Source organism: Psychrobacter arcticus 273-4 (assembly GCF_000012305.1).
Taxonomy (GTDB): Bacteria; Pseudomonadota; Gammaproteobacteria; order Pseudomonadales; family Moraxellaceae; genus Psychrobacter; species Psychrobacter arcticus.
Genome location: NC_007204.1, coordinates 2497181 through 2520688, shown reverse-complemented (window position 1 = coordinate 2520688; position 23508 = coordinate 2497181). Strand labels below are relative to the sequence as shown.

Genomic DNA, 23508 nt, shown 5'->3' with positions numbered 1-23508 from the left:
CTGCATAGGCACAGCAAGCAAGAAAAATTAACCCCAGTAGTGCGCTATAATATTTGTATTTCTGTTATTTATGACTGACTCCATTAAGTTGTAACTTATCAAACATGGGCTTATAAAACAGGTCCCATCGTAGCAACGATGTTGTTCCAAATCCTAGAAGATGGTGGCCAGTTTTTGACCTCTTCACGTGTTACTTCGTCTGAGTCAGCAATATATTGATATTGGCGCTGCATAATATCTGCCGTCAGCTTTTTATCACTAAATACGATGTTATTCTCATAATTCAAATCAAAGCTACGCAAGTCTAAATTGGTCGAGCCAATCAAGCTAATTTCACCATCAATCGTCAAGGTCTTTGCGTGTAACAAGCCTGGTTTATATTCATAAATTTTTACCCCCGCTTCAAGCAATTGCCAATAATAACTGCGACTGGTCGCGGCAACGATAAAAGAATCGTTATTTTTTGGAAAAACCATCGTCACTTCAACCCCGCGATAGGCAGTAGCGCATAAAATACTGACAAGTGAATAATCCGGTACAAAATAGGGTGTCGAGATAATCAGCGTATCTTGGGCTTGACTAATCAGAGCACCCAAAAACTGTGGCGTGGTACCGTGGCGCTGAGTGGGACCATCTGAAAAGACTTGGGCAGGGAAGCCATTAGGCTTTGGCGTGCTGTCATAATAGAAGCTATCAAGCGGAGTGTCTGGGTTTTCAATCAACCAATCACTGGCAAATAACATTTGATTTTGCGCGACCACAGGTCCTTCGATACGCAGCATAATATCAACCCACGGAGCATATTTTGGTTTCACCATAAATTCAGGATCGGCGCAGTTGCGACTACCCGAGTAGCCGATTTTGCCATCAATGACAGTAATCTTGCGGTGATTACGAAGATCAATCCGGCTAAACAGCATTACCTTTATAAAGTTGGTCAGCGGGAGAGCGACACTGACTTGTACGCCAGCATTCTTCATTTCTTGCCATATCTTTGAGCGCACCATCTTGCGTGAGCCCATGCCATCAACCATCGCCCGACAAGTAACGCCACGCTTTGCTGCTCGGATGAAGGCTTGCGCGGTATCAATACCCATGCCATCGACGAGCCAAATGTAATACAGCACATGGATATGGTCTGTTGCAGCATCAAAATCGGCAATCATGCGTCTGCGGGTCTCGCTCGCATCTGCCATGAGCTCCGCCTGATTGCCCTCCATGGTATGAAAACCGGTGGCTTTTGCCGCGTAAGCAAATGAGGCTTGATAGGCGGGCTTGATCATCTTCTCTAACGTCGTCTCATGACCAAGAACGCTTGGGCTATGGGTATTTAGTTGCTTAATGATATCGTCGCGTTTTTGCCCAAAGTCATGACCCAAATGTACTTCACCGAACATCCAGTAAATCAGTACGCCAAAATAAGGCAAAATAAACAGGATGACAATCCATGCCAATCTAGCAGGCGAGGTCAAATCATGACGAGATAAGACCCGTAAAGAAATCAGTATCAGCAGGATAAAATGTATGGTCAACAAGATATCTACGATCATAACGACGTCCCTTATTATTATTTTATATCCAAAAATTATCAGTCGCTTTGAGTAGCCAAAAATTTAAGTAATATGCAAACCGTCTAGTATTCTCCAAAAAGCCAACCACTGACAAAGGCAAAGTACTCTCGAAACCACGCGTTATAGCGAATGGATAACGGAGTAGGGCTGGCAAGCATGATAGGTTGCAAGTAGCCTTGATGCCGAGCGATGTTTGCTGCGCGAATAATATGAAAATCACTGGTCACGATAGCGATGGGCGCTTTGATAGAAAGGCCTTTTGCCGCTAATATCTCTTGGCTATATATAAGGTTTTCTGCTGTACTCGTACTCTGACCCTCTTGCAAAATACGCTTGAGAGAGATGTCATACGTATCGTATAAATAGGTAGCCATAATATTAGCTTCGCTACGTGTCTGACCAAAACCTATGCCACCACTAGTGATGACCAGTGCGCTTTTTTGTGAATGAATAAGGGGCGCGGCAGTATCCAAGCGCTTGGCAAGTGTTGGTGTGGGCTTGCCTGCGACCGTCCCTGACCCTAGTACAATGATGGCAGCGACTTTGGGTATAGGTCTAGTACTTTGTTCAATTTGCTGCTGTAATGCATAAATGAAGACACCAAAGCTGACAAACCAGATAAGAAACATCGTCCATAGTGCATACCAAAAACGGCTTAACCAACGATTTTGGCAGATAAATCTTCTTATGTTACGCCAAAAAATACCATGAGCAACAAACACCATACCCAATAAAAAGGGTACAACAGAGCCAAAGTTAATTTTGTCGAATACCATTAAAATCAAACAGTCGATAATCATCACGCTGCCGATAATGGTTAATATAACTCGTGTTAACATAATTGAACTTTTTGGCATGAGTATACGATTGTTTAAAGGCAATATATTCAATGGATCTTCTATGGTTATATTGGTTTAGACGCTATAGCGTGTCCGATAAGAGACTGATTACTGCCATGATAGCGTACCCCATTTTAAGATAACGTCTTATTGTTGTTACCAATAGAGGTAGGTCAATGTAGGTTAGCACCCAATTTCGGAAAGTAAATTTGTGTGGTTAAAAGCTAGAGAATTGGTTGAACAAAGTGAATTTAACTATGAGGAAGTGCTAAAAAAGACTATTAAAAAGTAACAAGCACATAAAAACTACAGATTCTATTTTAAGAGATCTGAAAGGTATTTAGGAGAGAGTAGGACAAGATAGGAAAACAGGGGATAACTAAGATTGGTGGTGAAGGAGGGATTCGAACCCTCGATACGCTATTAACGTATACACACTTTCCAGGCGTGCGGTTTCAGCCACTCACCCACTTCACCGTTTTTAGTCGTGCTAACTTAAATACTGCACAGACCGTTCATTATAAAATGCGCATAGTTCTGTTTTAGAGTTTAAGCTTTGAAATTCTGTATGTTGAAATCCTGTATATGGCATACAGGCACTGATTTTTGCAGGACTTAGTATAGCGGATAACATTTAAAATGTCACGGTGTGCGCAGTATCTTTCTTTATTCTTAGGCGCCTGCTAGGATAGTGCATACGTAACGTTAAGCATAAATGGTTGAAAGTTGCATGAGAAGTATTTTTAAACATCGATTTAATCTGAAAAACACCATCATAATGGTAGTAACCGCTAGTATTCTGAGCATATCAGCGGCACATGCTGATGATTTCACACAATGCAGCCAATCATTTTATGGCGGCGTGTATCCTGAATTTAGCAATACGAAGTTGAGTAATAATACTCAAGCACTATGTATGGACGGTTTTGCTGTCATGTATTCTGGTGTATCACGTACGCCATTATGGTCAGCAGAATATCTGGATCGTAAACGTTTACAGCAGGCCAAACAAATAGACCGCGAAGACAGTTTTCATGAAGAAAGCCGATTACCACAGTCTATGCGTGCCAAGCTGTCTGACTATTCAGGCTCAGGTTATGACCGTGGACATTTAGCGCCCAATGGTGACATGGCCAATCGCAGTCAGCAGTATGATAGTTTTAGCCTCGCTAATATAGCCCCGCAATCACCACGTAATAACCGCTATATTTGGCGTAATATTGAATCAGCGACCCGCTATTTAACGCAGCAATATGGTGAGGTTTATACCGTCACAGGGGTCGCGTTTACCGATAAAAAAGCCAAACAATTAGCAGGGCGGGTACTGGTGCCCAGTCATTTCTTTAAAGCCGTTTATATCCCAGCGATCAATCAAGCCGGTGTTTACTATGCGCCAAACGATGAATCTGAGCGTATAGAAATCATTAGTATTGACGAATTGACGTCTAAAATTGGTATTGACGTCTTGCCGGTACTTGATGCAAAGACTAAAGCACAAGCTCTGGATTTACCGCTAAAGGCTGGCGAAGCGATAGATATACCAACCACAGAGGTAGAAGAGCCTACTTGGATGTTATTTGTAGTAGCAATCTTTGAATGGCTCATGGCACAATTGCAAACATAAATCGTTTAGGTATTTCTGAGACTATGTGATTCTGATACATCCTGTAATACGCTATAGTTGAAATACTTTAAAGTCGCTACAGTATTGCTGGTGTAAATTTTTTGCAGCCTCTGTCTGCGTAGGCACAGCAAGCAAGAAAAATTTGCACCAGTAGTACGTGTTGTGTTGTATCGATATTACTTTTCACCGACTATACTTATGAAAAAAGGGGGATTAAATGATTGACCCATTTGCCAATAACCACCAAAGCATGCAAATTGGTGAGCTAGTTATTGAAAACCAAGAAGATAAAATTATTATTTATGGGGACATTAATCTGGCATTAAACGACACTGGCTATGAGCAGGCAAAGCAGCTGCATGAGCTTAGTAGTAAAATTTTAAGCGCCTTTGAAAGTAAAAGTCTTTATAGTAATGATAAGGCTAAGTCAAAAGAAAAAGATGACCAATCGGGCGAAATTATAGACAATCCCTTCCTATAAATTATTGATATAGCTTATATTTTATAGAAATAATAAACTATAAAAAATTACTAGGCAAATTCTTAAAATTGCTTATAATGAGTCAAGACAACGCTTATGCTGTCCAGATTTTTTATAAAAGGCTAATTGGTGATTTAGTGTTTTCTGTACTAATGAGCGAAAACTGAATATAGTACCATTGAACTGTAATAAAAAATTGTTGGCAAAGGATGAGCTGAGGACAACAGAAACATATCGTTTCTAGTAATCATTGAATGAAGGGAGTCTATTTATGAAACTATTCGCAAAAACTACATTAGCCGTTGCTGGTATCAGTTTAGCAAGCATGGCATTCGCCGCTGATCCATTAGCCAATACTACTTGGCAGACTTATGACGAAGGCAAGCCAAAAGGCGTGGTTAAAATCACTGAGTCAAATGGTGTGTTAACGGGTAAGCTTATCAGCACCGTGTCAGAGAAAGGTCAGAAGCACGTTGGTATGACGATTATCTCTGGACTAAAAGCTGATGGTAATGGTAAATACAGTGGTGGTAAGATTACTGACCCTGAAAAGAACAAGACTTACAAATTGACTGCTAACTTGAATGGTAGCAATCTTGATCTAAAAGGTCATTTAGGGCCATTCTCACGTAGCCAAACGTGGAAAAAGAAATAAGTTTAAGCTAATGTCATTCTCTTTGTTAAGCTAAGCTTTAATGAAGAATAAAAAATCCCGCATTACCGAAAGGTTTTGCGGGATTTTTAGTGGTATCTGCTTTTTAGGTTTGAAACGACTGTGAATTCAAGTACAGTGTATTCGCGAATCAATTATCTTATAAATTCTGGATAGGCTTCCATACCACACTCGGCAATATCTGCACCTTGATACTCTTCTTCTTCAGAGATACGCAGACCGATGACAAATTTGATAATACTCCAAATGATTAAACTGCTTACGAATACCCATGCAAAAATAGTAGCAGCACCGGCTAGTTGACCGATCAATGACGCTGCCGGATTGGTCAGCGGTACAATCAATAGACCAAATAAGCCCACCACACCATGGACAGAAATTGCGCCTACAGGATCGTCGATTTTTATTTTGTCTAGTAGCAGAATCGATAAGACGACAATGATACCTGCGGTCATGCCAAACAAGGTAGCCTGTAGCGCAGAGGGTGTTAAAGGTTCTGCGGTAATAGCGACCAGACCTGCCAGTGCACCGTTTAAGAGCATGGTGAGATCTGCTTTACCAAAGATAAGGCGTGCGATGAGTAAGGCGCCAATCGCCCCGCCAGCAGCGGCAGCATTGGTATTTAAGAACACGACAGCGACGGAATTGGCACTAGCGATATCGCCAAGCTTTAATACCGAACCACCATTAAAACCAAACCAGCCCATCCATAATATCAACGTACCAAGTGCTGCTAGTGGTAAGTTTGCCCCAGGAATGGCACGTATCTCACCTTTAGAACCGTATTTACCGAGTCGCGCCCCTAAGAGTAATACACCTGCTAAAGCGGCAGCAGCCCCTGCCATATGTACGATACCAGAGCCAGCAAAATCAGAGAAGCCCAAGTCGCCTAGACTATATAAGCCAAATACCGCTTTGCCACCCCATGTCCAGCTGCCTTCTAACGGATAAATGACGCCAGTCATCACCACAGCAAACAGTAAGAATGACCATAGTTTCATGCGCTCAGCGACCGCACCTGAGACGATAGACATACAGGTAGCTACAAAGACTACTTGGAAGAAAAAGTCGGATGCACTGGAATATACGGCATCGCCATCAAAGCCGTTTTCAGCTGAGGTAGCCAAAGCATCGGCAACTAAGCTTTCGGTACCTGCAATACCACTCAAAAACAGATTACCGTCATACATGATGGCATAACCGCATATCATGTACATGGTACAGGCGGTCGCAAAAAGCGCGATATTTTTGGTTAGGATTTCGACTGTGTTTTTTGAGCGTACCAGTCCCGCCTCTAACATTGTGAAGCCCGCAGTCATCCACATGACAAGCGCACCACACATTAAGAGATAAAACGTATCTAGCGCGTACTGGAGCTCAAAGATTTGGTTTTGCATGTTAATTCCCCCTTGAATATATGCAATACAGAGATCGGCATGACCTATAAATCAATATTTATAGGTGAGTCTTACGCTTAGATAGCGTCAGGACCTGTCTCACCCGTACGAATACGAATGACTTGCTCAAGATTGGTCACAAATATTTTACCGTCACCGATTTTACCGGTACTAGCGATACGCGTAATGGCTTCAATAGCAGGCTCGACCATCTCGTCGATCACGGCCACTTCCACTTTTACTTTAGGCAAAAAATCCACCACGTACTCGGCGCCGCGATAGAGCTCGGTATGACCTTTTTGGCGACCGAAACCTTTGACCTCAGTGACGGTAACACCTTTAACACCAATGTCAGAAAGCGCTTCACGCACATCATCGAGCTTAAACGGTTTTAAGATCGCAGTGATTAGCTTCATAAAAAAATCCTTATATGGGTGATGTCGCAGGTTAATAGATGCCATTTGATGCAACATATTATGATCATGCTTATACTAAGTGATTCAAGAATTGTGCCAAACCTACTCAAGGGGGAAGGTAGAATAGGGCGCATTTACTCAAAATCATTAGCATAATGACAAAAATAGGGTTTATACAGTAAACATAATCCTCGTTTTAATCTGTATAAACAGACGATTAACCTGTAACGTTACATGAATACAAACTTTATTATAACTAACTTTTTAAGCGCTTGGGGGAGGATATGGCTTTATTTCCTGTGATGATTTGCTAAATGATTGTAGGATATAAAAACAGCTAGAAAAGACAAAGGCTACCTGTTTATCCATATAAAGAGTCATTTCTATATCGATAAACAGGTAGCCTGAGTGTCAAAAGGGCTAAGCTAAGAGACTGGCTTTAGGCCTTGGGAAACAATAAATACGGGGTAGTGGTGCTACCCAATAGCTTTTTGGTGTCACTGCCTTTTAATAGCTCAATCAAACGCGGCTGGGCAAAGGCACCTGTCATCAGTAGACCGATATCGTTGTCATGTTGGTAGTAGGTTAACGCTGAGGTGACATCGCGGCAATCGAGTAAGGTTTTTTTGCATTTAATGCCGGCCTGTTTAAGACGCGCATAGGCTTCACGTAATGCATCGCAGTTTTCAGAGTTCTCTTTACTGACCATGACGATATGGATCATCAATGCACGCACGAGAGGCGTTTTACATAGCCAATTAAGCATTTTGTGCGAAGTGGGGCTGTTGTCAAAAGCAAATAAAGCACTGGTAGGGGGCAAAAATGGTGCATGAGTCACCAAAATGGGGCAGTGACTTGAGCGGATAAGCTGGCTTAAGGTCGACTTACAGGTGACATGATGACCAATCACGATTAATTGGGCTTGGTCATCGACATAATTAATGCTCTCATCGAGCTTTTCATGCCGATGCAATGTATAGGTTTTGATTTTGTGACGTTGCTGCTCGCAATAGCTGCTGGCTTGATGTAAAAGCCGCTTACCTTGCGCTTTTAACTCGCAATTACTTAAGTGCTCTTTTGCCGTGAATTGATCAAGTAAAGTATTTTCATCATCAATATTGAGGCAGCCTGAATAATCAACGGCTGCTTTTTGCTGTAAGCTTGGCACTGAATACAGCAATCCAATTGGGGCTTGCAGGCGGATAGACGCCCACATACTTGCTTCCAATACGGCTTGTACATGATTTGGGCAGTCTAAGCAGGCAATTACGCTATCTGGCTTCAAATTACTCATAGAGGCATCACATCATTTCAATAACTAAAATGCCAGCTGGGCAGTCGAGATATTGCGCTCAACTGCCCAACCTGATTTTATGTACCAATATAATTACTGATCAATAAACAAAGCGTTTATATCAGCTTGATAACACACATACAGTTTTAATCTAATAAGCCAATATCTCGGCGATCATGAATCGAAAAACGATCGATAAGGGTACGACTGGCATTGTTTAATCCAACGACTTTGACATCAATACCTTCGCGCTGCAAGCGTATGACCAGCTTATCCAAGGTATCTACCGCACTGATATCCCAAAAATGCGCTTGGCTCACATCAATGTGGACATTGTCTAATGCCTCTTTGGTATCAAAGCTTTGCAAAAACTGCGTGGTTGAAGCAAAGAACACTTGCCCTTGAACGTAATAATAACGCGTGTTGCCATTGTCATCATATTCGCTAAATACGGTTAAGAATTGACCGATTTTATTGGCAAAAGCCAAAGCAGATAATAGTACGCCAACACCGACGCCGTATGCTAGGTTATGAGTAAAGACCGTAGTCAGTACCGTTGCCAGCATGACGATATTAAATGACATAGGATGGGTCTTAAACTCACGAATAGACTGCCAGTTAAAAGTACCAATAGACACCATAATCATCACCGCTACCAGCGCTGCCATCGGTATCAAGCTGACCCAATCACTCAAAAATACCACCATAATCAGTAGCACTACACCGGCGATGAGCGTTGATAGACGAGTACGTCCACCAGATTTTACATTAATCATCGACTGCCCAATCATCGCACAGCCGGCCATACCGCCGAAGAATCCTGAGACCACGTTAGCAATACCTTGGCCACGGCATTCGCGGTTTTTATCGCTTGGCGTATCGGTTAGCTCATCGACAATGGTTGCTGTCATCATTGATTCTAATAAACCTACGATGGCAAGCGCGATCGAGTAAGGGGCGATGATCAACAAGGTGGTTAAATTGAGCGGAATATCTGGAAGTAAAAACATCGGTAATGAATCTGGCAAATTACCCATACTACCGACGTTACGAATATCAAGATTCATATACATGGCAACGGCTGTTAAACCCACGATACAAACCAGAGGCGATGGAATCACACGACCAATTTTAGGAATCAGTGGAAATAGGTAAATAATCGCTAAACCTGCGGCAGTCATGACATACACCATCATACCGACGCGTTCAGTGGCAGGATTAAGCTCGGGCAGCTGCGCGGCAAATATTAAGATCGCCAACGCATTCACAAAGCCGATAACTACTGAGCGCGATACAAAACGCATCAGATTACCGAGTTTTAAGATGCCCATAACAATTTGAATACCACCGCACAATAAGGTTGCCGCAAGCAGGTATTGCAGACCATGGTCAGCGACCAAATCAACCATAACCAGTGCCATGGCTCCCGTAGCTGCTGAAATCATACCCGGGCGTCCACCAACAAAACTGATGACTACTGCCATGCAAAATGAGGCATATAAACCAACTTTTGGGTCGACACCAGCGATGATAGAAAAGGCAATGGCTTCTGGAATCAATGCCAGAGCAACGACCAAACCTGATAAGGTATCGCCACGAATATTGGAAAACCATTCTTCACGTAAATTACCAAAAAAAGATGTCATAAGTAAACTGCATATGGTTGGAGACAAAAAAAGCAATCATTATTCAGTGATAGAATGATTGCATTGTGATGAACGTTGCTAGAATGATAAAACTGTGTTTGCAATCATAGTCTGCGGTAGAAGAAGACAGATAAGCTGTCAGAAAAATTGAAAAAATATATATGATGAAAAACAAGGGGGCGTATGCCTGTCATGCCATTAACGTAATACGAAACGTTGCTAATAAGCGCCGACAGTCGCACGATAAGTGTGACAACATGCTAAACTAAAATGCTGGGCTGAAGTCGTCGTCAATATAGTGGTTTTTCCTAAGATCGCTATTATAGCATTAGCCACTCAATATAAAAACCGCCGTATTATAGTATAAAGTATTGAAAAATCAGTACCGAAATATGGTTGATACCGTTATCATGATATTCATTTTAAGCATATTGTTCAGGCGATATGTGCAGTATGTTGATTGCCTGTTTTCTTGATACCATTTTGTTCGTCCAATAAAAGGAAAAGCCATGACCGCTAGCACCGCAACAGAAACCTTACTTCATAAAGGCAGTGGCTTACAAGTCGTGGTCGGTTTGGGGCAGTCGGGATTATCGGTCGCACATTATTTGGCTGAGCAGGGCTACCAAGTTGCCGTCACTGACAATCAGGAGAATCCCGCATTAGCAGATAAACTGCCTGCTACTATTGATATCAGACAGTTTGGTGCGATCGATGCAGAGTTATTACAACAAGCGGCACGGATTATAATCAGTCCTGGTATCTCTCTAGATAATGATGCGATTGCAGCGGCGCGTGCGGCAAATATTCCAGTGGTCAGCGATATTCAGCTATTTTGTGAAGCTTGTACGGTGCCAATTGTTGCGATTACTGGCTCAAATGCAAAAAGCACTGTGACCACGCTGGTTGGACAAATGGCGGCAGATGCTGGTATCAATGTTGGCGTAGGCGGTAATATTGGCGTGCCAGCGCTGAGCCTTTTGAGTAATGATAAAATGGAGCTAGCAGTTATAGAATTATCTAGCTTTCAGTTAGAAACCGTGACCAACTTAGGGGCGCAGGTCGCAACAGTCCTCAATATGTCGCCTGATCATTTAGACCGTCATGGTGATATGCTCGGCTATCACCAAGCCAAACATCGTATCTTCCAAGGTGCCAAATCGGTAGTGATTAATCGTGAAGATGCGTTGACCCGACCATTGGTGTCAGATAGTTTGCCGCGACTGAGCACTGGTATTCATGCTCCTAACAAGGGGCACTATGGGCTTATTACGGATGCAGCAGGGCAGACTTATTTGGCACGTGGTACAGAGCGTCTCATATCAGCAGATAAACTAAAGATAAAAGGTCGTCATAACTTACTTAATGCCCAAGCAGCATTGGCATTGGGCGAGCTTGCTGGTTTGCCGCTTGAGAGTATGCTTAGCACCTTGCAGCAGTTTGCAGGTCTTGAGCATCGCTGCCAATATGTCGCCACAATTGCTGGCATTGATTACTTTAATGATTCTAAAGGCACCAATATTGGCTCAACCATGGCGGCTGTTGAAGGTTTGGGCGCGGTCTATGCACCCAAAGACGGTAAGTTATTATTAATATTGGGCGGTCAAGGTAAAGCTCAGCAGTTCGGTGAACTCTCGCCTTTTATCAATCAATATGTGAGTCAAGTGCTCTTTATTGGCGAGGACAGTCAGCAGATTGAACAGCATTTACGCGCAGCGGGTCTCAGCGATGAGGTTAGCCTGCATCAATGTCAGACCTTAGAAAATGCTTTTTCGATGATTGAGCAAGTAACGGCAAGTAGTTTGTCGCAAGTACAGGCGGTATTATTGTCACCTGCTTGTGCAAGCTTCGATCAGTTTAATGGGTTTGTCGCGCGGGGCGAGCGCTTTAGCCAGCTCGTTAAACAGTTGAATACCGTGTCTCAACAGGCACTATCATAAACGGCAAAATCTAAGCGTCTATGTCATCATATTCAGTCGTATAAAGCGCCTTGTTATTACATTATGTGACCTGCGTTTTATAATCGTAAACACGACAAGCATTTTCTGGATAAATGATTGTTTTGCTTATAAATTGCTGCTACTGTCGAAGATGAGCGTTACGGTCAGGGATTACAGGCTGTAGCAGAGACAATGAATATCTTGATGAATATTGATTGAAGCTGTGCTCGTCGACACTGTGCTGCTTATGAGCAGCTGTTTAATCAAGTCTATTTAACAATATCTATTTTTAATTTTTAAACGGTGGCGTTGCATAAACGCCGTGTTTTTTCGTTTGCTAGTGTATATAAAATTATGGCGCTCTCTTCTCTTTTTCGTTCTTCTTTTCAATCTCGACAACCTAATGGTTCAGATGGCGTTTTGTCTATGCCATCTGCGCGCGCAATCTTATTATCGAGCGTTGGCTGTATGTTGGTGCTGAGTCTATTAATGGTGGCTTCGGCGTCTATTCCTTTTGCGCTCAGCCGCGGCATGACAGAGCTGAAGTTTTTTTATAATCAGCTTCTATACATGGGTATTGGTTTGGCTATCGCTGCCATTTCTTATCGGGTTGTGTCCTTAAAGACCTTATATAAAACCGAAATCCAATTTATACTCTTAGCCATTACGGGAGCCTTGCTGTTTGCCACCTTGTTTAGCACGCCCATTAATGGCTCTAAGCGTTGGCTGAGCTTGGGAGGTTTTAACTTCCAAGTAGCAGAATTGGCCAAGCTGGTGATGATTATATTTGTCTCAGATTTTGTGGTACGGCGCTCATTTGAGGTTCGTAACGGTTGGGATGGCTTTTTAAGGATTGCATTGGTGGTTGGAATGATAACGTTCCTACTATTAGCGCAGCCAGATTTTGGCTCCTTTGTGGTTATTATCGGCATGGTCTTTGCGATTTTCTATATTGCTGGTGCTCCCTACAAACAGTTTATCGCTTTGGGTGCGGTCGCTGTCGGCGGCGCAGTATTAATGGTGGCGACGGTACAGTACCGATTGGTACGGGTAATGTCGTTTCTGGACCCGTTTGATGATGTGCAAGATACGGATTATCAGCTGGCACGCAGTTTAATTGCCTTTGGTCGAGGTCAGTTTACTGGTGTTGGTTATGGTGAAAGCGTGCAAAAACTGTCACATTTGCCAGAAGCGCATACCGATTTTTTATTAGCCATTACAGGTGAAGAATTGGGTTTCGTTGGTGTCACGATGATTCTGATACTTGAAGCGTTGATTATTGGTAGTGCAATGCGTATCAGTTATACCGCGCTAAAACGTCGGCAGATGCGCATGAGCTATACTGCTTTTGGTATTGCGGTGGTGTTTATTGCGCAAACTATTATTAATGCTGCAATGAATATGGGCGCGATTCCGACCAAAGGTTTGACGATGCCTTTCTTTAGTTATGGTGGTTCATCAATGCTGATTAGCCTAGTGATGGTGGCGGTGCTACTAAAGATTTATAAAGAAAGCCCTGAGATTGAAAAAAGCCAGTGTCGTTATTATTAATTGGTATTTTTGATTTCGAAAAGCGTCGCTCATAGCGACGTTTTTTTGTTAAATATAGTTGAAATACTTTAAAGTCGCTACAGTACTACTGGTGTAAATTTTTTGCAGCCTCTGTCTGCGTAGGCACAGCAAGCAAGAAAAATTTGCACCAGCAGTACGTGTTGTGTTGTATCGATATTACTTTTCACCGACTATAGTGGCCATATTTAAAGACTGTCTACCTTGTAATGGTGCGTTATCCCATTGAGAAATCGCTTGGTTGAGCATACGCTCCGGTGTGTCATGATCGACTGGTAGTTGGCCTAATAGCTTTAACGCATACGCAAGTAATTTACTTGGATGGCGAGTGTCGATAGGCTGCGCAAGATTTTGCTTGGAGAGTTTTTGACCATCTGGATTGCATATCAAGGGCAGATGATACCAATGACTGATAGTGGGTAAGCGTGCCGCTTGCATGATACTGATTTGAGCAGTAGTCATCGGTAAGATGTCCAAACCGCGCATGATATGAGTGACTTGTTGTAATCCATCATCAAGACTTGCCGCCAAAATATAATTAATCATGCCATCTTGACGCCGAGCCACCATGTCTCCTAAGGTTTGCTGCGGATTATCCCACTGTATACCCTGAATACCATCGTTAAATCCAATACAATAATCTGGCAGCTGTATACGCAGTTTATTTTGTGTAGGACTTAAATTCGCCTTAATACAAAAACGTGGATAGCGCTGCCTATTTGGCAGTAGGTGGCTATCTACACGTTTGTCATTGTTAACGGAAACGGACAAATCAGTTGATATGTTTGCATCGGTAAGCGCTGTCTGTTGTTCTTGCTGTGTCCAATAGCGCTCCAAACGCTTACGTGAGCACTGACAGCTGTAGGTCAGAGGACGCAGTACTGATGAGATATAATCATTATAAATATCAATACGCTCAGACTGAAAAATAACATCATCATCCCAGTTGAGACCGAGTGCCTCTAAATCTATCAAAATCTGCTCTGTAAACTGTCTGTCACAACGTTCGGTGTCAGTATCTTCAATACGTAATAACCATTTGCCATCGATAGACTTGATATGACAAAAGCTGGCAAGTGCTGTCGTTAACGAGCCAAGATGAAGCTCACCTGTGGGTGAAGGCGCAAAACGACCGATAGGTTGGGGTAGAGTACGAGTGATTGGCATAGGTTATTCTGGTATAGAAACGTTAAAGGTTTATAAAATAGGCAGTTATTGTCAAATAACCAGAGAGATAAATAGAATAAACAATCTCATTACAAAAAGATATTTAACAAATATACTTATTTTGTTGGTGACTCGTCAACCCACGCAAAGCCTATTTATAAAATGCAACAAGCGACCAATCAATGGTCGCTCGTGTTTATTTTTATACTTGTTTAAGAAGGCTTAGGTATGACCTTGATTTTGGCGTTCTTTAATCTCAGACAAAGTTTTACAGTCGATGCACTGAGTCGCCGTTGGACGTGCTTCGAGGCGACGCAAGCCAATTTCTACGCCACAGGTCTCGCAAAAACCATAATCATCATTTTCAATTTCTGAAATAGACTGATCAATTTTACGAATGAGCTTGCGTTCACGATCACGCGTACGCAAGGTCAGGGCAAACTCTTCTTCTTGAGTGGCGCGATCATTAATATCTGGCATGGCGCTTGACTCATCTTGAATATAAGTCTTGGTGCGATCAGCTTCACCGATAAGCTGATGCTTCCAGTCTAATAACATTGCCTTAAAATGCGCTAACTGCTCATCAGACATATACTCTTCGTCTTTGGCAGGTACATAAGGCGTAAACTTAACATCACTTGGATTTGTGGTCAGGGTGCTCATATGGGTATCCTACTTTTTCAAATTAATTCAATAAAACGCTCTGTCAAAAGACCATACGTTATCAATTTACCAAACGCTATAAATTTTCCCTTTATAAAACGTTTTACCACTTAGTAACACAGCTGATCTGATTAAGATGGTTGTCTCAATATGCCGATATTGACATATCAATGGTCAAGTATATTGTCATAAATATTTTTATTTAAATGGTCTTACCTAAATAAAATAATAAATCACTGACTGTGAACACTTAAATTGCGGTCGATGTAGCCATCCTAGCTATTATAATATAGCCTAATTATATATTAGGCTGTTGTCATTTTTATCGCTATTTATCGTTTGTAATGCTGTCTTTCGAACATGTCTTTCAAGATAAAGATGCGATTAGTTGTATTGATATGAACCTGTACTGTGCCAGCCATTTTATAACGAATCAAGCAAAATCAGCGAGCAATATAGCCGACGGGCTCAAAGCACCATTATAGCCAAACAAGTAATTCATTCTAGTCAATAAAACTGGTCGTCAAGTATCTAGTCTTTCAACCCAGCTTGCAACCTTTCCATTGTTGGCTAATTGCAACCAACGATACCCTGGTCGCACTTTTTTATCGTAGGCAAAATTGTCTTCAAACGGCTTAAATTGATAGCAGGTAGAAGGGGTGCTATATACAGTAACGCCTTGATGATGGCGTGTTTGCTCTTGATGGGTATGTCCATTGATAATCACCCTTAGATTTTCAAAAGGTAAAATGTGCTGCCAAAATTCCTCTGCATTTTTTGCCATGTGGCTATCAATCCATTCAGAATCTACAGGCAATACATGATGATGGAGCGCAATGAGCGCGGGTTTAGTACAAGATGCTAGCTGCTCACGTACCCAATCAATGTCGGTCGCCGTAATCTCGCCTTCTACCTTGCCAGTAATAGATGAATCGAGTAAAAGCAACTGCCAATGCTCAGATTCAATCAGATGACGGCTAAGCAGACGTGGGTCAGCAGCCCTTGTAATCAGTGTCCGTTGGTAAAAAGGTAAATCCTCGCCTGTTTCATCAGTCACATCATGATTACCAGCAATACAGGCAAAAGGAATGCCCGTATCCTGCAATACTGTAAAAATATGGTCATAAATAGCAGGCTCTACTTTATTGACCAAATCGCCTGTCACGACAATCAAATCACAGCGTATCTCTTTGCTCAATGCTTGCTTGATAATGGCCTCAAAACTGTATTGACAAACAGCGACTTCGCTACTGGTTTCATCATCAGAAGCCGGCACATGTGATGATAAATGCAAATCAGTGATTTGCAATACATTCACCTGTCCGTCGGGCGTGTTGACGGTACTGACAGGATAGCTTGGCATTGATTTTTTCCTTTGTCGCAGAAAAACAATGAACATTTTTAAGATATTTTAATGATTAAATGCGTCATGACAGGTGAGTAATGGCAATTCAAAATAACCGATTATTTACATCTATTTACCTTTCAACGGCGTGACGACCAAAACTTTGCCAATATGGATGTCGATGTGGTCAGTTTTGAGACAATTAAAGCGGTAAAAAACAAACTGGCTAAGACTAAAACGATAGAGAGTCCCGTTTGGATATCGAGCCAAATACTGCCCCATACACCGAGTGTCACACCAAGTTGTGCTATACATAGCGCCATAATTACCATTTGTTTTGGTGACGCTGACCACAGACGGGCAGTAAGAGCTGGTAATACCAATAAGCCACTGATTAATAAGCTACCAACCGCTTGCAAAGCAATCGCACAAAACCCTGCTAATACGCCCATAAAAAACAGGCGTTGGCGCGTGGGATTAATACCCTGTATGCGTGCCAAAGCTTCGTGGGTTGCCAGTTTGATTTGCGCCGGCCATATATAAATAAGTAATGCCAATCCGACCAGTACGCTGCCAGCAATTAAGGGCAAATCTGCCCAATCAAGCTCAAGCAGGTTGCCAAACAAGAACCCCAAGACGTTTGCTTGCTGATCGGTTAGCTGGGTTAAAGTCAATAATCCTAAACACAGCAATGATACGGCAACCACTGCCAATACCGCATCGACAGGTAAACGCTCATCATCAATGAATACCAATCCTAATACCACCATCACGTTGACCAACGCAATACCGATACCCATTGGTAGCTGCCACCATACTGCCAGTGCCACACCTAGCAATGTCCCATGCGCCAACGCATCCGCAAAAAAAGCCATACGTCGCCATAACACCAAGCATCCCAAAGGCGCTGAAAGTAATGCTAAAATACTACCGGCAATCCAAGCAGGGGCAATAATGGCTAACCAAGCAGTCATAATACATATCCGTAAATTTTTATAAAAAAGGTCGTAAGGCAGTTTTTTCTTCAAGCCAGTTGATTTTTATTATATCTAGCTTGGCGCGTGATGCTCGCAGGCATGCGGCTGATGGACGTACGGCTGCTCATAATGATGACCGAATAGCTTTTGAAACTCACTGCTGATAGCAAGCTCGCTTGGCTGACCTTCACAGCAAATATGCTTATTCAAGCAAATCACCCGTCGACTGCCTTTCATGACCCAATGCAAATCATGCGAAACCACTAACATAGCACAGCGTAAAAATTCCGGTAGTTCATCAATAAATTGATACAACCAAACCTCCGTTTCAGGATCAAGACCTTGCATCGGCTCATCTAAAATCAATAAATTGGGCTTATCTAATAAAGCCCGTGCCAATAATACCCGTTGGGTTTCACCGCCAGAGAGGTGCAGCATCTGCCGCGAGAGTAAATGGGTCAATGATAATTTATCAAATATAAACTGCCGCTGCTCAGCCATAAGGCGTTTTTTATGGGCTTGCGCTAAAAGGTCGCTGACACGTAATGGCAGTATTGGTGGTACAGAAAACCGCTGCGGCACATAGCCTATCTGTAAGGGCGCAGAAGGCGTGACTTGTCCAGATGTCGGTTCAATCAGTCCCAAAATCAGCTTCACCAGCGTTGACTTGCCGGCACCATTGGGACCGATAACGCTGATCGTCTCATTGACAGCAATGTCGATATTAATATGAGATAGTAAGCGTTGTTGACCAATATAGTAGCTGACATTGCTTAAGTTCAGCAGCTTACTTGTATTATTCATCAGATGACCGCGTGTATTGGGAAAAGGAAGATAGGTTAAATAGGGGAGCTATTTCGTGCCTCTCTCTGATATTGAACTGACTATAGTAAATGCTCATCATTTATAACCATCAAAACAACATTCCTTACTGACAATCTTGGCAACGACCGCTCAGCTCAATCACACTACGAGCAACAGTAAAGCCAATGTCTTCTTCAGCAAAGCTCATCATCTCTTGCACAGGTAAACTGCTACATTCTTGTACGCGCTGACACTGTTCACAAATTAAGAAGGCTGCCGTATGATGAGCACGCGGATGACAGCAAGGTACATAGGCATTAATAGAGGTCAGTTGATGAATCAAACCTTCACTTAATAAAAACTCCAAACTTCGATAGACGGTTGGCGGCGCGACATTTTTTGCGCCAGCAAGCTCATTATCCAAGAGTCGCATTTGCTGTAATTGGGTGATTAAATCATAAGCGCCCACTGGTTTATTGGCTTGCAATACCAGCAGATATATCTGCTGTCGTAAGGGCGTAAAACGCACACCGCGCATACGAGACTGCTCTTTTGCTGCTTCTAGACGCTTGGTCACATCCTGTGGCGTAAAATCTTGCACGTCATGAGCATGCTCACAGTTCGGTGAAGTGGTCAGCATAGCACAAACTCCCAAAAACACTTTCAATAAATGCAGCAAGCATTCGTTTTGAATTAAATTCCACCTATAGGTAGTTCAAAATAAAATCGATACGTTATTAAAGAGGTGCGACTGCGATTAGTAAAAATAGAGCAGCCAAGATGTAAAATAAAAAGTGTGATTTAATTATGTTATAGTATAACATAATATTTATATGTAGAACATATTAAGATATCGCAGTTTAATGACTTAACAGGATCAATAACGCATGATTACCAATGCTCATAATGCTACAACGACTTTAGATAAAAACTTACACGTTCAAAAAAAGAATCTTTTGCATAAGATGCATCACTTAATACGGCAGCACTTCTTAATGATTAGCCTATTGATGTTAGGATTTTTGGCATTGTCTGCGCAAGCCGCAACCGTGAGTGTGAGTAATTATCCACTATTTTTGTTAAGTCAAGCGGTGACAGAAGGTGCGGCGCCTGCCAAGCAATTATTACAAGCAGGAGAGATTGGACACCATGGTAGTATCAGCCCTGGCGATATTAAAGCGATTCAAGAAAGCACATTTGTAGTTTGGTTTGGTGAGCCGCTAGAAAATAACTTGGCAGCAAGCCTAAATACAGCACCCAACGCCATTGCCTTATTCGAATTTGATGCTTTTAATCGTCATCCTCTGCGTGATATAAAAGGTATGCCCCTCGCTGGTACGTTAGATCCCCATATTTGGCTGGATCCTAACAATGCCAAAGCTATTACGCGTGCCCTTGCTGTCATTCATAGCCATGCCAATCCGCAATATAAACAGCTTTATCATGCCAATGCTCGAAAATTTGCCCAACGTATGGATAATGCAGTGGCAGCGATTAGTCAGAAAACCACACAAAAACCTTTACCATATTGGGCTTATCATGATGCTTATCAATATATGGAAAGCAGCGCCAACCTAAAACTCATTGGTAGCTTAAGTACTGACCATGATCTTGCGCCAAAAGCCAGCCAATTACGCTCGCTTAACGAGCAGCGTCCCGCTAATAAAATGTGTCTGGTCAGTCCAAGCAGTCCTGCCAAGGGTTTACTTGCCAAGCTACAACCGGTTCAAGATACCGTTCAGGCAGAAGATATGAGCAATAGTAAAGACTTCGTCAGTGGGTGGCAGACGATGGCGCAGCAAATCCGCCAATGCATATCATAAATGGGATCATTAAAATAAATGATTGAAACCGTTAGTTAAGAGTCGCTAAAGACGGGGATATATAGTCGGTGAAAAGTAATATCGATACAACACGTACTGCTGGTGCAAATTTTTCTTGCTTGCTGTGCCTACGCAGACAGAGGCTGCAAAAAATTTACACCAGCAATACGGTAGCGACTTTAAAGCATTTCAACTATAGTTTAGGTAAAAGACCGGTGATATACTTGTAAGTATCGGAATGATTGATGATTGAGCTAGGTGACTGATAAAAGATATATTTTACTTGCTTAAAAAGGGCTCGCTCCCTATAATAAATGGCGTTTAATTTTGGTTAAAAGGTAACATCTGTAGAGTGAGCCATTCACGGATAATAGTGTTGCAACGATGCGACATTATCAAAATGTTTAAGGCTATAGGAATACCGATGACCAAGCCTGCCAAACGCACACAAAAAGATAAAATTGGCATTTATATCAAACGCCAAGCATGGATACTATTTATCCTTATTATTATTGCTTGGCTTTTAGATACGATTTGGCTGCACAGTGCGCTGACTGTCGCAAAAAGCACCGCTATTGGTGCATTGCTTAGTTTTGCCACACAAGCGGTCTTTGCTTTTTTTATCTTTTGGTATACCGGTTATCGCGCGCGCCAACATATTGTTAGCCAGCTTTATCGGGGTCAGATGGCCAAATGGCTATTGACCGTGTTTGGTTTCGCACTAATTTTTATTACCGTACAACCCCTATCTGCGCCAGCGCTGTTTATCGGTTTTATGGTAATGCAAATTAGTCACAGTTGGATGTTGTGGCATATACGCTAGTGTCAATAAATGATAACTATATACAATGATAATTATATACATAGTTACAGTATTCATTGCGCTCAGCAAGTCACCCTGCCGTACAGCTTCTCTATGACTGATTTTAAAAAGTCGAAGCATCATAATTGTCTTTAGGATAGTACCAACAGGACAGTACCAACAATCGTGATATGAGCGTTTGATATAAGGTAGCGTGCAGTAATGTGCGGGTAGGGGAGCGCGAAATGGGCTTTTACTACCATCTATACTTAAATTGTTACAATTTAAGTATAGATGCAAAGCAACGGCGTTAAACGCCACTAGCAGCTAACTTATTCATACAGCGGATAAAAAAGTCACAATTGACTTTACACGAATACAACCTTGCATTACTATATGCAGCTAAATATTTTACTTATTAGCGCTGTATTGAGCGTCGACTGTGAAAAAACAGCATTAAGTAAACATATACATAAGAATTTTGCGTACACGTGTAAAGGGCTATTACTGAATTATCATAAGCCCTTTTTTGATAGCTAAAATTTATCATCAGCTAGCAAATTTAGCATAAGTAACAGAACTATGGGTTGGATGTTATTGTTTACAGAGGCGCTTTAGCATCGTTTGTTTAGCTGCATTGAAACGATGCAGCTGCAAGCGTTAAAGACCTCATCAGATGACAACCGTATTTTTTGGTAGTTGAGTAAATCGTTGACTAATAAGAAGCTTATATTATGGCAGGCGAGCAAACAACAACAGAGTATATCTCTCACCACTTAACGAACTGGACTTACGGCTATCTGCCGGGCGAAGGTTGGAAAGTTGCCTATACTGCTGAAGAAGCTAGTGCAATGGGCTTTAAAGCTATCCACCTTGATTCTATGCTTTGGTCAATTGGTTTGGGCATTGTTTTCTGCGCTATCTTTTGGATGGTCGCTAGAAAAGTCACTTCAGGGGTGCCGGGTAAATTACAGGCAGCGGTTGAGATGATCATTGAGTTCGTTGATAACAACGTTCGCGACTCTTATAGTGGCACCTCAAAGCTGATTGCGCCTTTGGCGTTGACCATCTTTGTGTGGATATTCTTAATGAACTTGATGGATTTACTACCCGTTGATTTTGTTCCAGGCCTTGCCGGACAAATCGGCGCCATGATGGGACATGATCCGCATCATGTGTTCTTTAAGATCGTTCCAACCACGGATCCTAATATCACCCTTGGCATGTCTTTTTCTGTCTTTATACTTATTCTTTTCTATAGTATCAAAGAAAAAGGTCTGGGCGGCTTTGTTGGCGAGCTGACACTGCATCCGTTTAGTGCCAAAAATCCTATCGTACAAATTATTTTAATACCCATCAACTTTATCTTAGAGTTTGTTACTCTGATAGCCAAGCCTATCTCTTTAGGATTGCGATTATTCGGTAACATGTACGCTGGGGAATTGATTTTCATACTGATTGCTCTAATGCCGTTTTGGATTCAATGGGCGTTATCAGTACCGTGGGCAATCTTCCACATCTTAATTATTACACTTCAAGCGTTCGTATTTATGATGCTGACGATAGTTTATATGTCACTTGCATCATCAACTGAACATTAATTAGACATTCAATAGGTAAATGAGGATACATCCATGGATCCAGTATTAGGTGGTTACACAGTTATCGCAGTAGCACTACTTATCGGTTTAGGTGCACTAGGTACAGGTATTGGTTTTGCTATTCTAGGCGGCAAATTCTTAGAAGGTGTTGCGCGTCAGCCAGAACTTGGCTCACAATTGCAAACTCGTATGTTCATCGTAGCAGGTCTTCTTGATGCTATTCCGATGATCGGTGTTGGTATTGCTATGCTATTGTTGTTCGCTAACCCTCTAGCAGGTTAATCAGAAAGCTCAGTTGTAAATGTTTGGTAGTCAAAGTTTGTATCTTAACCATAGCCAAAGTTTGGCTATCAAATATGATCAATGAAACTGATTTTTCATTAACAAAGAGGTGATCACGTGAATATCAATTCTACCCTCATCGGTCAAGCCATTGCTTTTGCAATCTTTGTGATGTTCTGCATGAAATTCGTGTGGCCACCACTTATCGGCGCTATTAATGACCGTCAGCGTAAAATTGCTGAAGGCTTAAATGCCGCAGAAAAAGCAAAAGCAGATTTGGCGACCGCGGAGCGAGATGTACAGCAGGAGCTTGATCTTGCAAAGACTAAAGCTGCTGCTCTGATCGAGCAAGCAAACAAAAGCGCCAATCAACTTGTTGAAGATGCAAAATCGCAAGCCCAAGTGGAAGGCGAGCGCATTCGCCAACAAGCACAAGCGGCTATCGACCAAGAAATCAATCAAGCGCGTGAGTCATTACGTGCCCAAGTTGCTGAATTGGCTGTACTTGGTGCAGAAAAGATTTTGCAAGACAAAGTCGATGTGCAAAAACATGCCAGTATGCTAGACCAACTGGCGGCGAAGCTGTAATTGTGA

At 42.1% G+C, this 23508-nt stretch carries 22 protein-coding genes and 1 tRNA gene; 10 read left to right on the top strand and 13 right to left on the bottom strand.

Annotation, left to right across the window (positions count from 1 at the left end; translation table 11 throughout):
- Positions 1 to 110 precede the first annotated feature (110 nt).
- The 3 genes from cls to PSYC_RS10600 all read right to left on the bottom strand — a co-directional run bounded on the left by cls (position 111) and on the right by PSYC_RS10600 (position 2887).
- On the bottom strand, positions 111 to 1550 hold the full coding sequence (cls, locus tag PSYC_RS10610) for a cardiolipin synthase (RefSeq protein WP_011281303.1): 1440 nt from the start codon (positions 1548 to 1550) through the stop codon (positions 111 to 113).
- A gap of 83 nt (positions 1551 to 1633) precedes the next feature.
- Complete coding sequence (locus PSYC_RS10605) at positions 1634 to 2410, bottom strand: YdcF family protein (protein ID WP_227500334.1); 777 nt, start codon at positions 2408 to 2410, stop codon at positions 1634 to 1636.
- Positions 2411 to 2796: 386 nt separating this feature from the next.
- Positions 2797 to 2887: transfer RNA gene (locus tag PSYC_RS10600), tRNA-Ser, on the bottom strand.
- Between the two features lie 301 nt (positions 2888 to 3188).
- On the opposite strand from PSYC_RS10600, the gene PSYC_RS10595 reads away from it, so the two are divergent.
- The 3 genes from PSYC_RS10595 (at position 3189) to PSYC_RS10585 (ending at position 5170) form a co-directional block, all read left to right on the top strand.
- The gene (locus PSYC_RS10595) at positions 3189 to 4034 is read left to right on the top strand and encodes a DNA/RNA non-specific endonuclease (RefSeq protein WP_227500333.1); all 846 of its coding nucleotides are present in this window, start codon (positions 3189 to 3191) and stop codon (positions 4032 to 4034) included.
- Positions 4035 to 4251: 217 nt separating this feature from the next.
- Positions 4252 to 4515: a hypothetical protein gene (locus PSYC_RS10590; protein ID WP_011281300.1), complete on the top strand. Its 264-nt coding sequence runs from the start codon at positions 4252 to 4254 to the stop codon at positions 4513 to 4515.
- Positions 4516 to 4786: 271 nt separating this feature from the next.
- Positions 4787 to 5170, top strand: coding sequence for a DUF2147 domain-containing protein (locus PSYC_RS10585; protein ID WP_011281299.1), 384 nt, complete (start codon positions 4787 to 4789; stop codon positions 5168 to 5170).
- A 152-nt stretch (positions 5171 to 5322) separates the two neighbouring features.
- Here PSYC_RS10585 and PSYC_RS10580 read toward each other — a convergent pair whose 3' ends face one another.
- From PSYC_RS10580 to PSYC_RS10565, 4 genes are all read right to left on the bottom strand, one after another.
- Complete coding sequence (locus PSYC_RS10580) at positions 5323 to 6585, bottom strand: ammonium transporter (RefSeq protein WP_011281298.1); 1263 nt, start codon at positions 6583 to 6585, stop codon at positions 5323 to 5325.
- 77 nt (positions 6586 to 6662) lie between these two features.
- Positions 6663 to 7001, bottom strand: a complete 339-nt coding sequence (locus tag PSYC_RS10575; RefSeq protein WP_011281297.1) for a P-II family nitrogen regulator — start codon at positions 6999 to 7001, stop codon at positions 6663 to 6665.
- Between the two features lie 439 nt (positions 7002 to 7440).
- A complete protein-coding gene (locus tag PSYC_RS10570; protein ID WP_011281296.1) occupies positions 7441 to 8295 on the bottom strand; it encodes a universal stress protein in 855 nt (284 codons plus the stop codon).
- A 146-nt stretch (positions 8296 to 8441) separates the two neighbouring features.
- Positions 8442 to 9941 carry a SulP family inorganic anion transporter gene (locus tag PSYC_RS10565; protein WP_011281295.1) on the bottom strand — a complete coding sequence of 500 codons (1500 nt, stop codon included), beginning with the start codon at positions 9939 to 9941 and terminating at the stop codon, positions 8442 to 8444.
- 509 nt (positions 9942 to 10450) lie between these two features.
- Between PSYC_RS10565 and murD the strand changes: the two genes are divergently transcribed.
- Together murD and PSYC_RS10555 are read left to right on the top strand one after the other, a co-directional pair.
- Positions 10451 to 11881, top strand: coding sequence for a UDP-N-acetylmuramoyl-L-alanine--D-glutamate ligase (murD, locus tag PSYC_RS10560; protein WP_011281294.1), 1431 nt, complete (start codon positions 10451 to 10453; stop codon positions 11879 to 11881).
- Between the two features lie 426 nt (positions 11882 to 12307).
- Complete coding sequence (locus PSYC_RS10555) at positions 12308 to 13432, top strand: FtsW/RodA/SpoVE family cell cycle protein (RefSeq protein ID WP_041757796.1); 1125 nt, start codon at positions 12308 to 12310, stop codon at positions 13430 to 13432.
- Positions 13433 to 13609: 177 nt separating this feature from the next.
- Here the strand turns inward: PSYC_RS10555 and gluQRS are convergent, their stop codons facing one another.
- From gluQRS to PSYC_RS10525, 6 genes are all read right to left on the bottom strand, one after another.
- On the bottom strand, positions 13610 to 14617 hold the full coding sequence (gene gluQRS / locus PSYC_RS10550; RefSeq protein WP_011281292.1) for a tRNA glutamyl-Q(34) synthetase GluQRS: 1008 nt from the start codon (positions 14615 to 14617) through the stop codon (positions 13610 to 13612).
- Positions 14618 to 14839: 222 nt separating this feature from the next.
- Positions 14840 to 15280: an RNA polymerase-binding protein DksA gene (dksA, locus tag PSYC_RS10545; protein WP_011281291.1), complete on the bottom strand. Its 441-nt coding sequence runs from the start codon at positions 15278 to 15280 to the stop codon at positions 14840 to 14842.
- Between the two features lie 523 nt (positions 15281 to 15803).
- Positions 15804 to 16643, bottom strand: a complete 840-nt coding sequence (locus PSYC_RS10540) for a metallophosphoesterase (protein ID WP_011281290.1) — start codon at positions 16641 to 16643, stop codon at positions 15804 to 15806.
- 122 nt (positions 16644 to 16765) lie between these two features.
- Entirely contained in the window at positions 16766 to 17599 is an 834-nt protein-coding gene (locus PSYC_RS10535; RefSeq protein ID WP_011281289.1) for a metal ABC transporter permease, read from the bottom strand.
- A gap of 75 nt (positions 17600 to 17674) precedes the next feature.
- Positions 17675 to 18406 (bottom strand): metal ABC transporter ATP-binding protein, encoded by a 732-nt coding sequence (locus PSYC_RS10530; RefSeq protein WP_011281288.1) that lies wholly within the window; start codon positions 18404 to 18406, stop codon positions 17675 to 17677.
- Between the two features lie 124 nt (positions 18407 to 18530).
- Positions 18531 to 19046 (bottom strand): Fur family transcriptional regulator, encoded by a 516-nt coding sequence (locus PSYC_RS10525; protein ID WP_011281287.1) that lies wholly within the window; start codon positions 19044 to 19046, stop codon positions 18531 to 18533.
- Positions 19047 to 19293: 247 nt separating this feature from the next.
- Between PSYC_RS10525 and PSYC_RS10520 the strand changes: the two genes are divergently transcribed.
- The 5 genes from PSYC_RS10520 to PSYC_RS10500 all read left to right on the top strand — a co-directional run bounded on the left by PSYC_RS10520 (position 19294) and on the right by PSYC_RS10500 (position 23502).
- A complete protein-coding gene (locus PSYC_RS10520) occupies positions 19294 to 20229 on the top strand; it encodes a metal ABC transporter solute-binding protein, Zn/Mn family (RefSeq protein WP_011281286.1) in 936 nt (311 codons plus the stop codon).
- A 424-nt stretch (positions 20230 to 20653) separates the two neighbouring features.
- A complete protein-coding gene (locus tag PSYC_RS10515) occupies positions 20654 to 21052 on the top strand; it encodes an ATP synthase subunit I (RefSeq protein WP_041757794.1) in 399 nt (132 codons plus the stop codon).
- 713 nt (positions 21053 to 21765) lie between these two features.
- Positions 21766 to 22632: a F0F1 ATP synthase subunit A gene (gene atpB / locus PSYC_RS10510; RefSeq protein WP_011281284.1), complete on the top strand. Its 867-nt coding sequence runs from the start codon at positions 21766 to 21768 to the stop codon at positions 22630 to 22632.
- Positions 22633 to 22665: 33 nt separating this feature from the next.
- On the top strand, positions 22666 to 22914 hold the full coding sequence (gene atpE / locus PSYC_RS10505; RefSeq protein ID WP_010197960.1) for a F0F1 ATP synthase subunit C: 249 nt from the start codon (positions 22666 to 22668) through the stop codon (positions 22912 to 22914).
- 117 nt (positions 22915 to 23031) lie between these two features.
- Positions 23032 to 23502 (top strand): F0F1 ATP synthase subunit B, encoded by a 471-nt coding sequence (locus PSYC_RS10500; RefSeq protein ID WP_011281283.1) that lies wholly within the window; start codon positions 23032 to 23034, stop codon positions 23500 to 23502.
- Positions 23503 to 23508 lie beyond the last annotated feature (6 nt).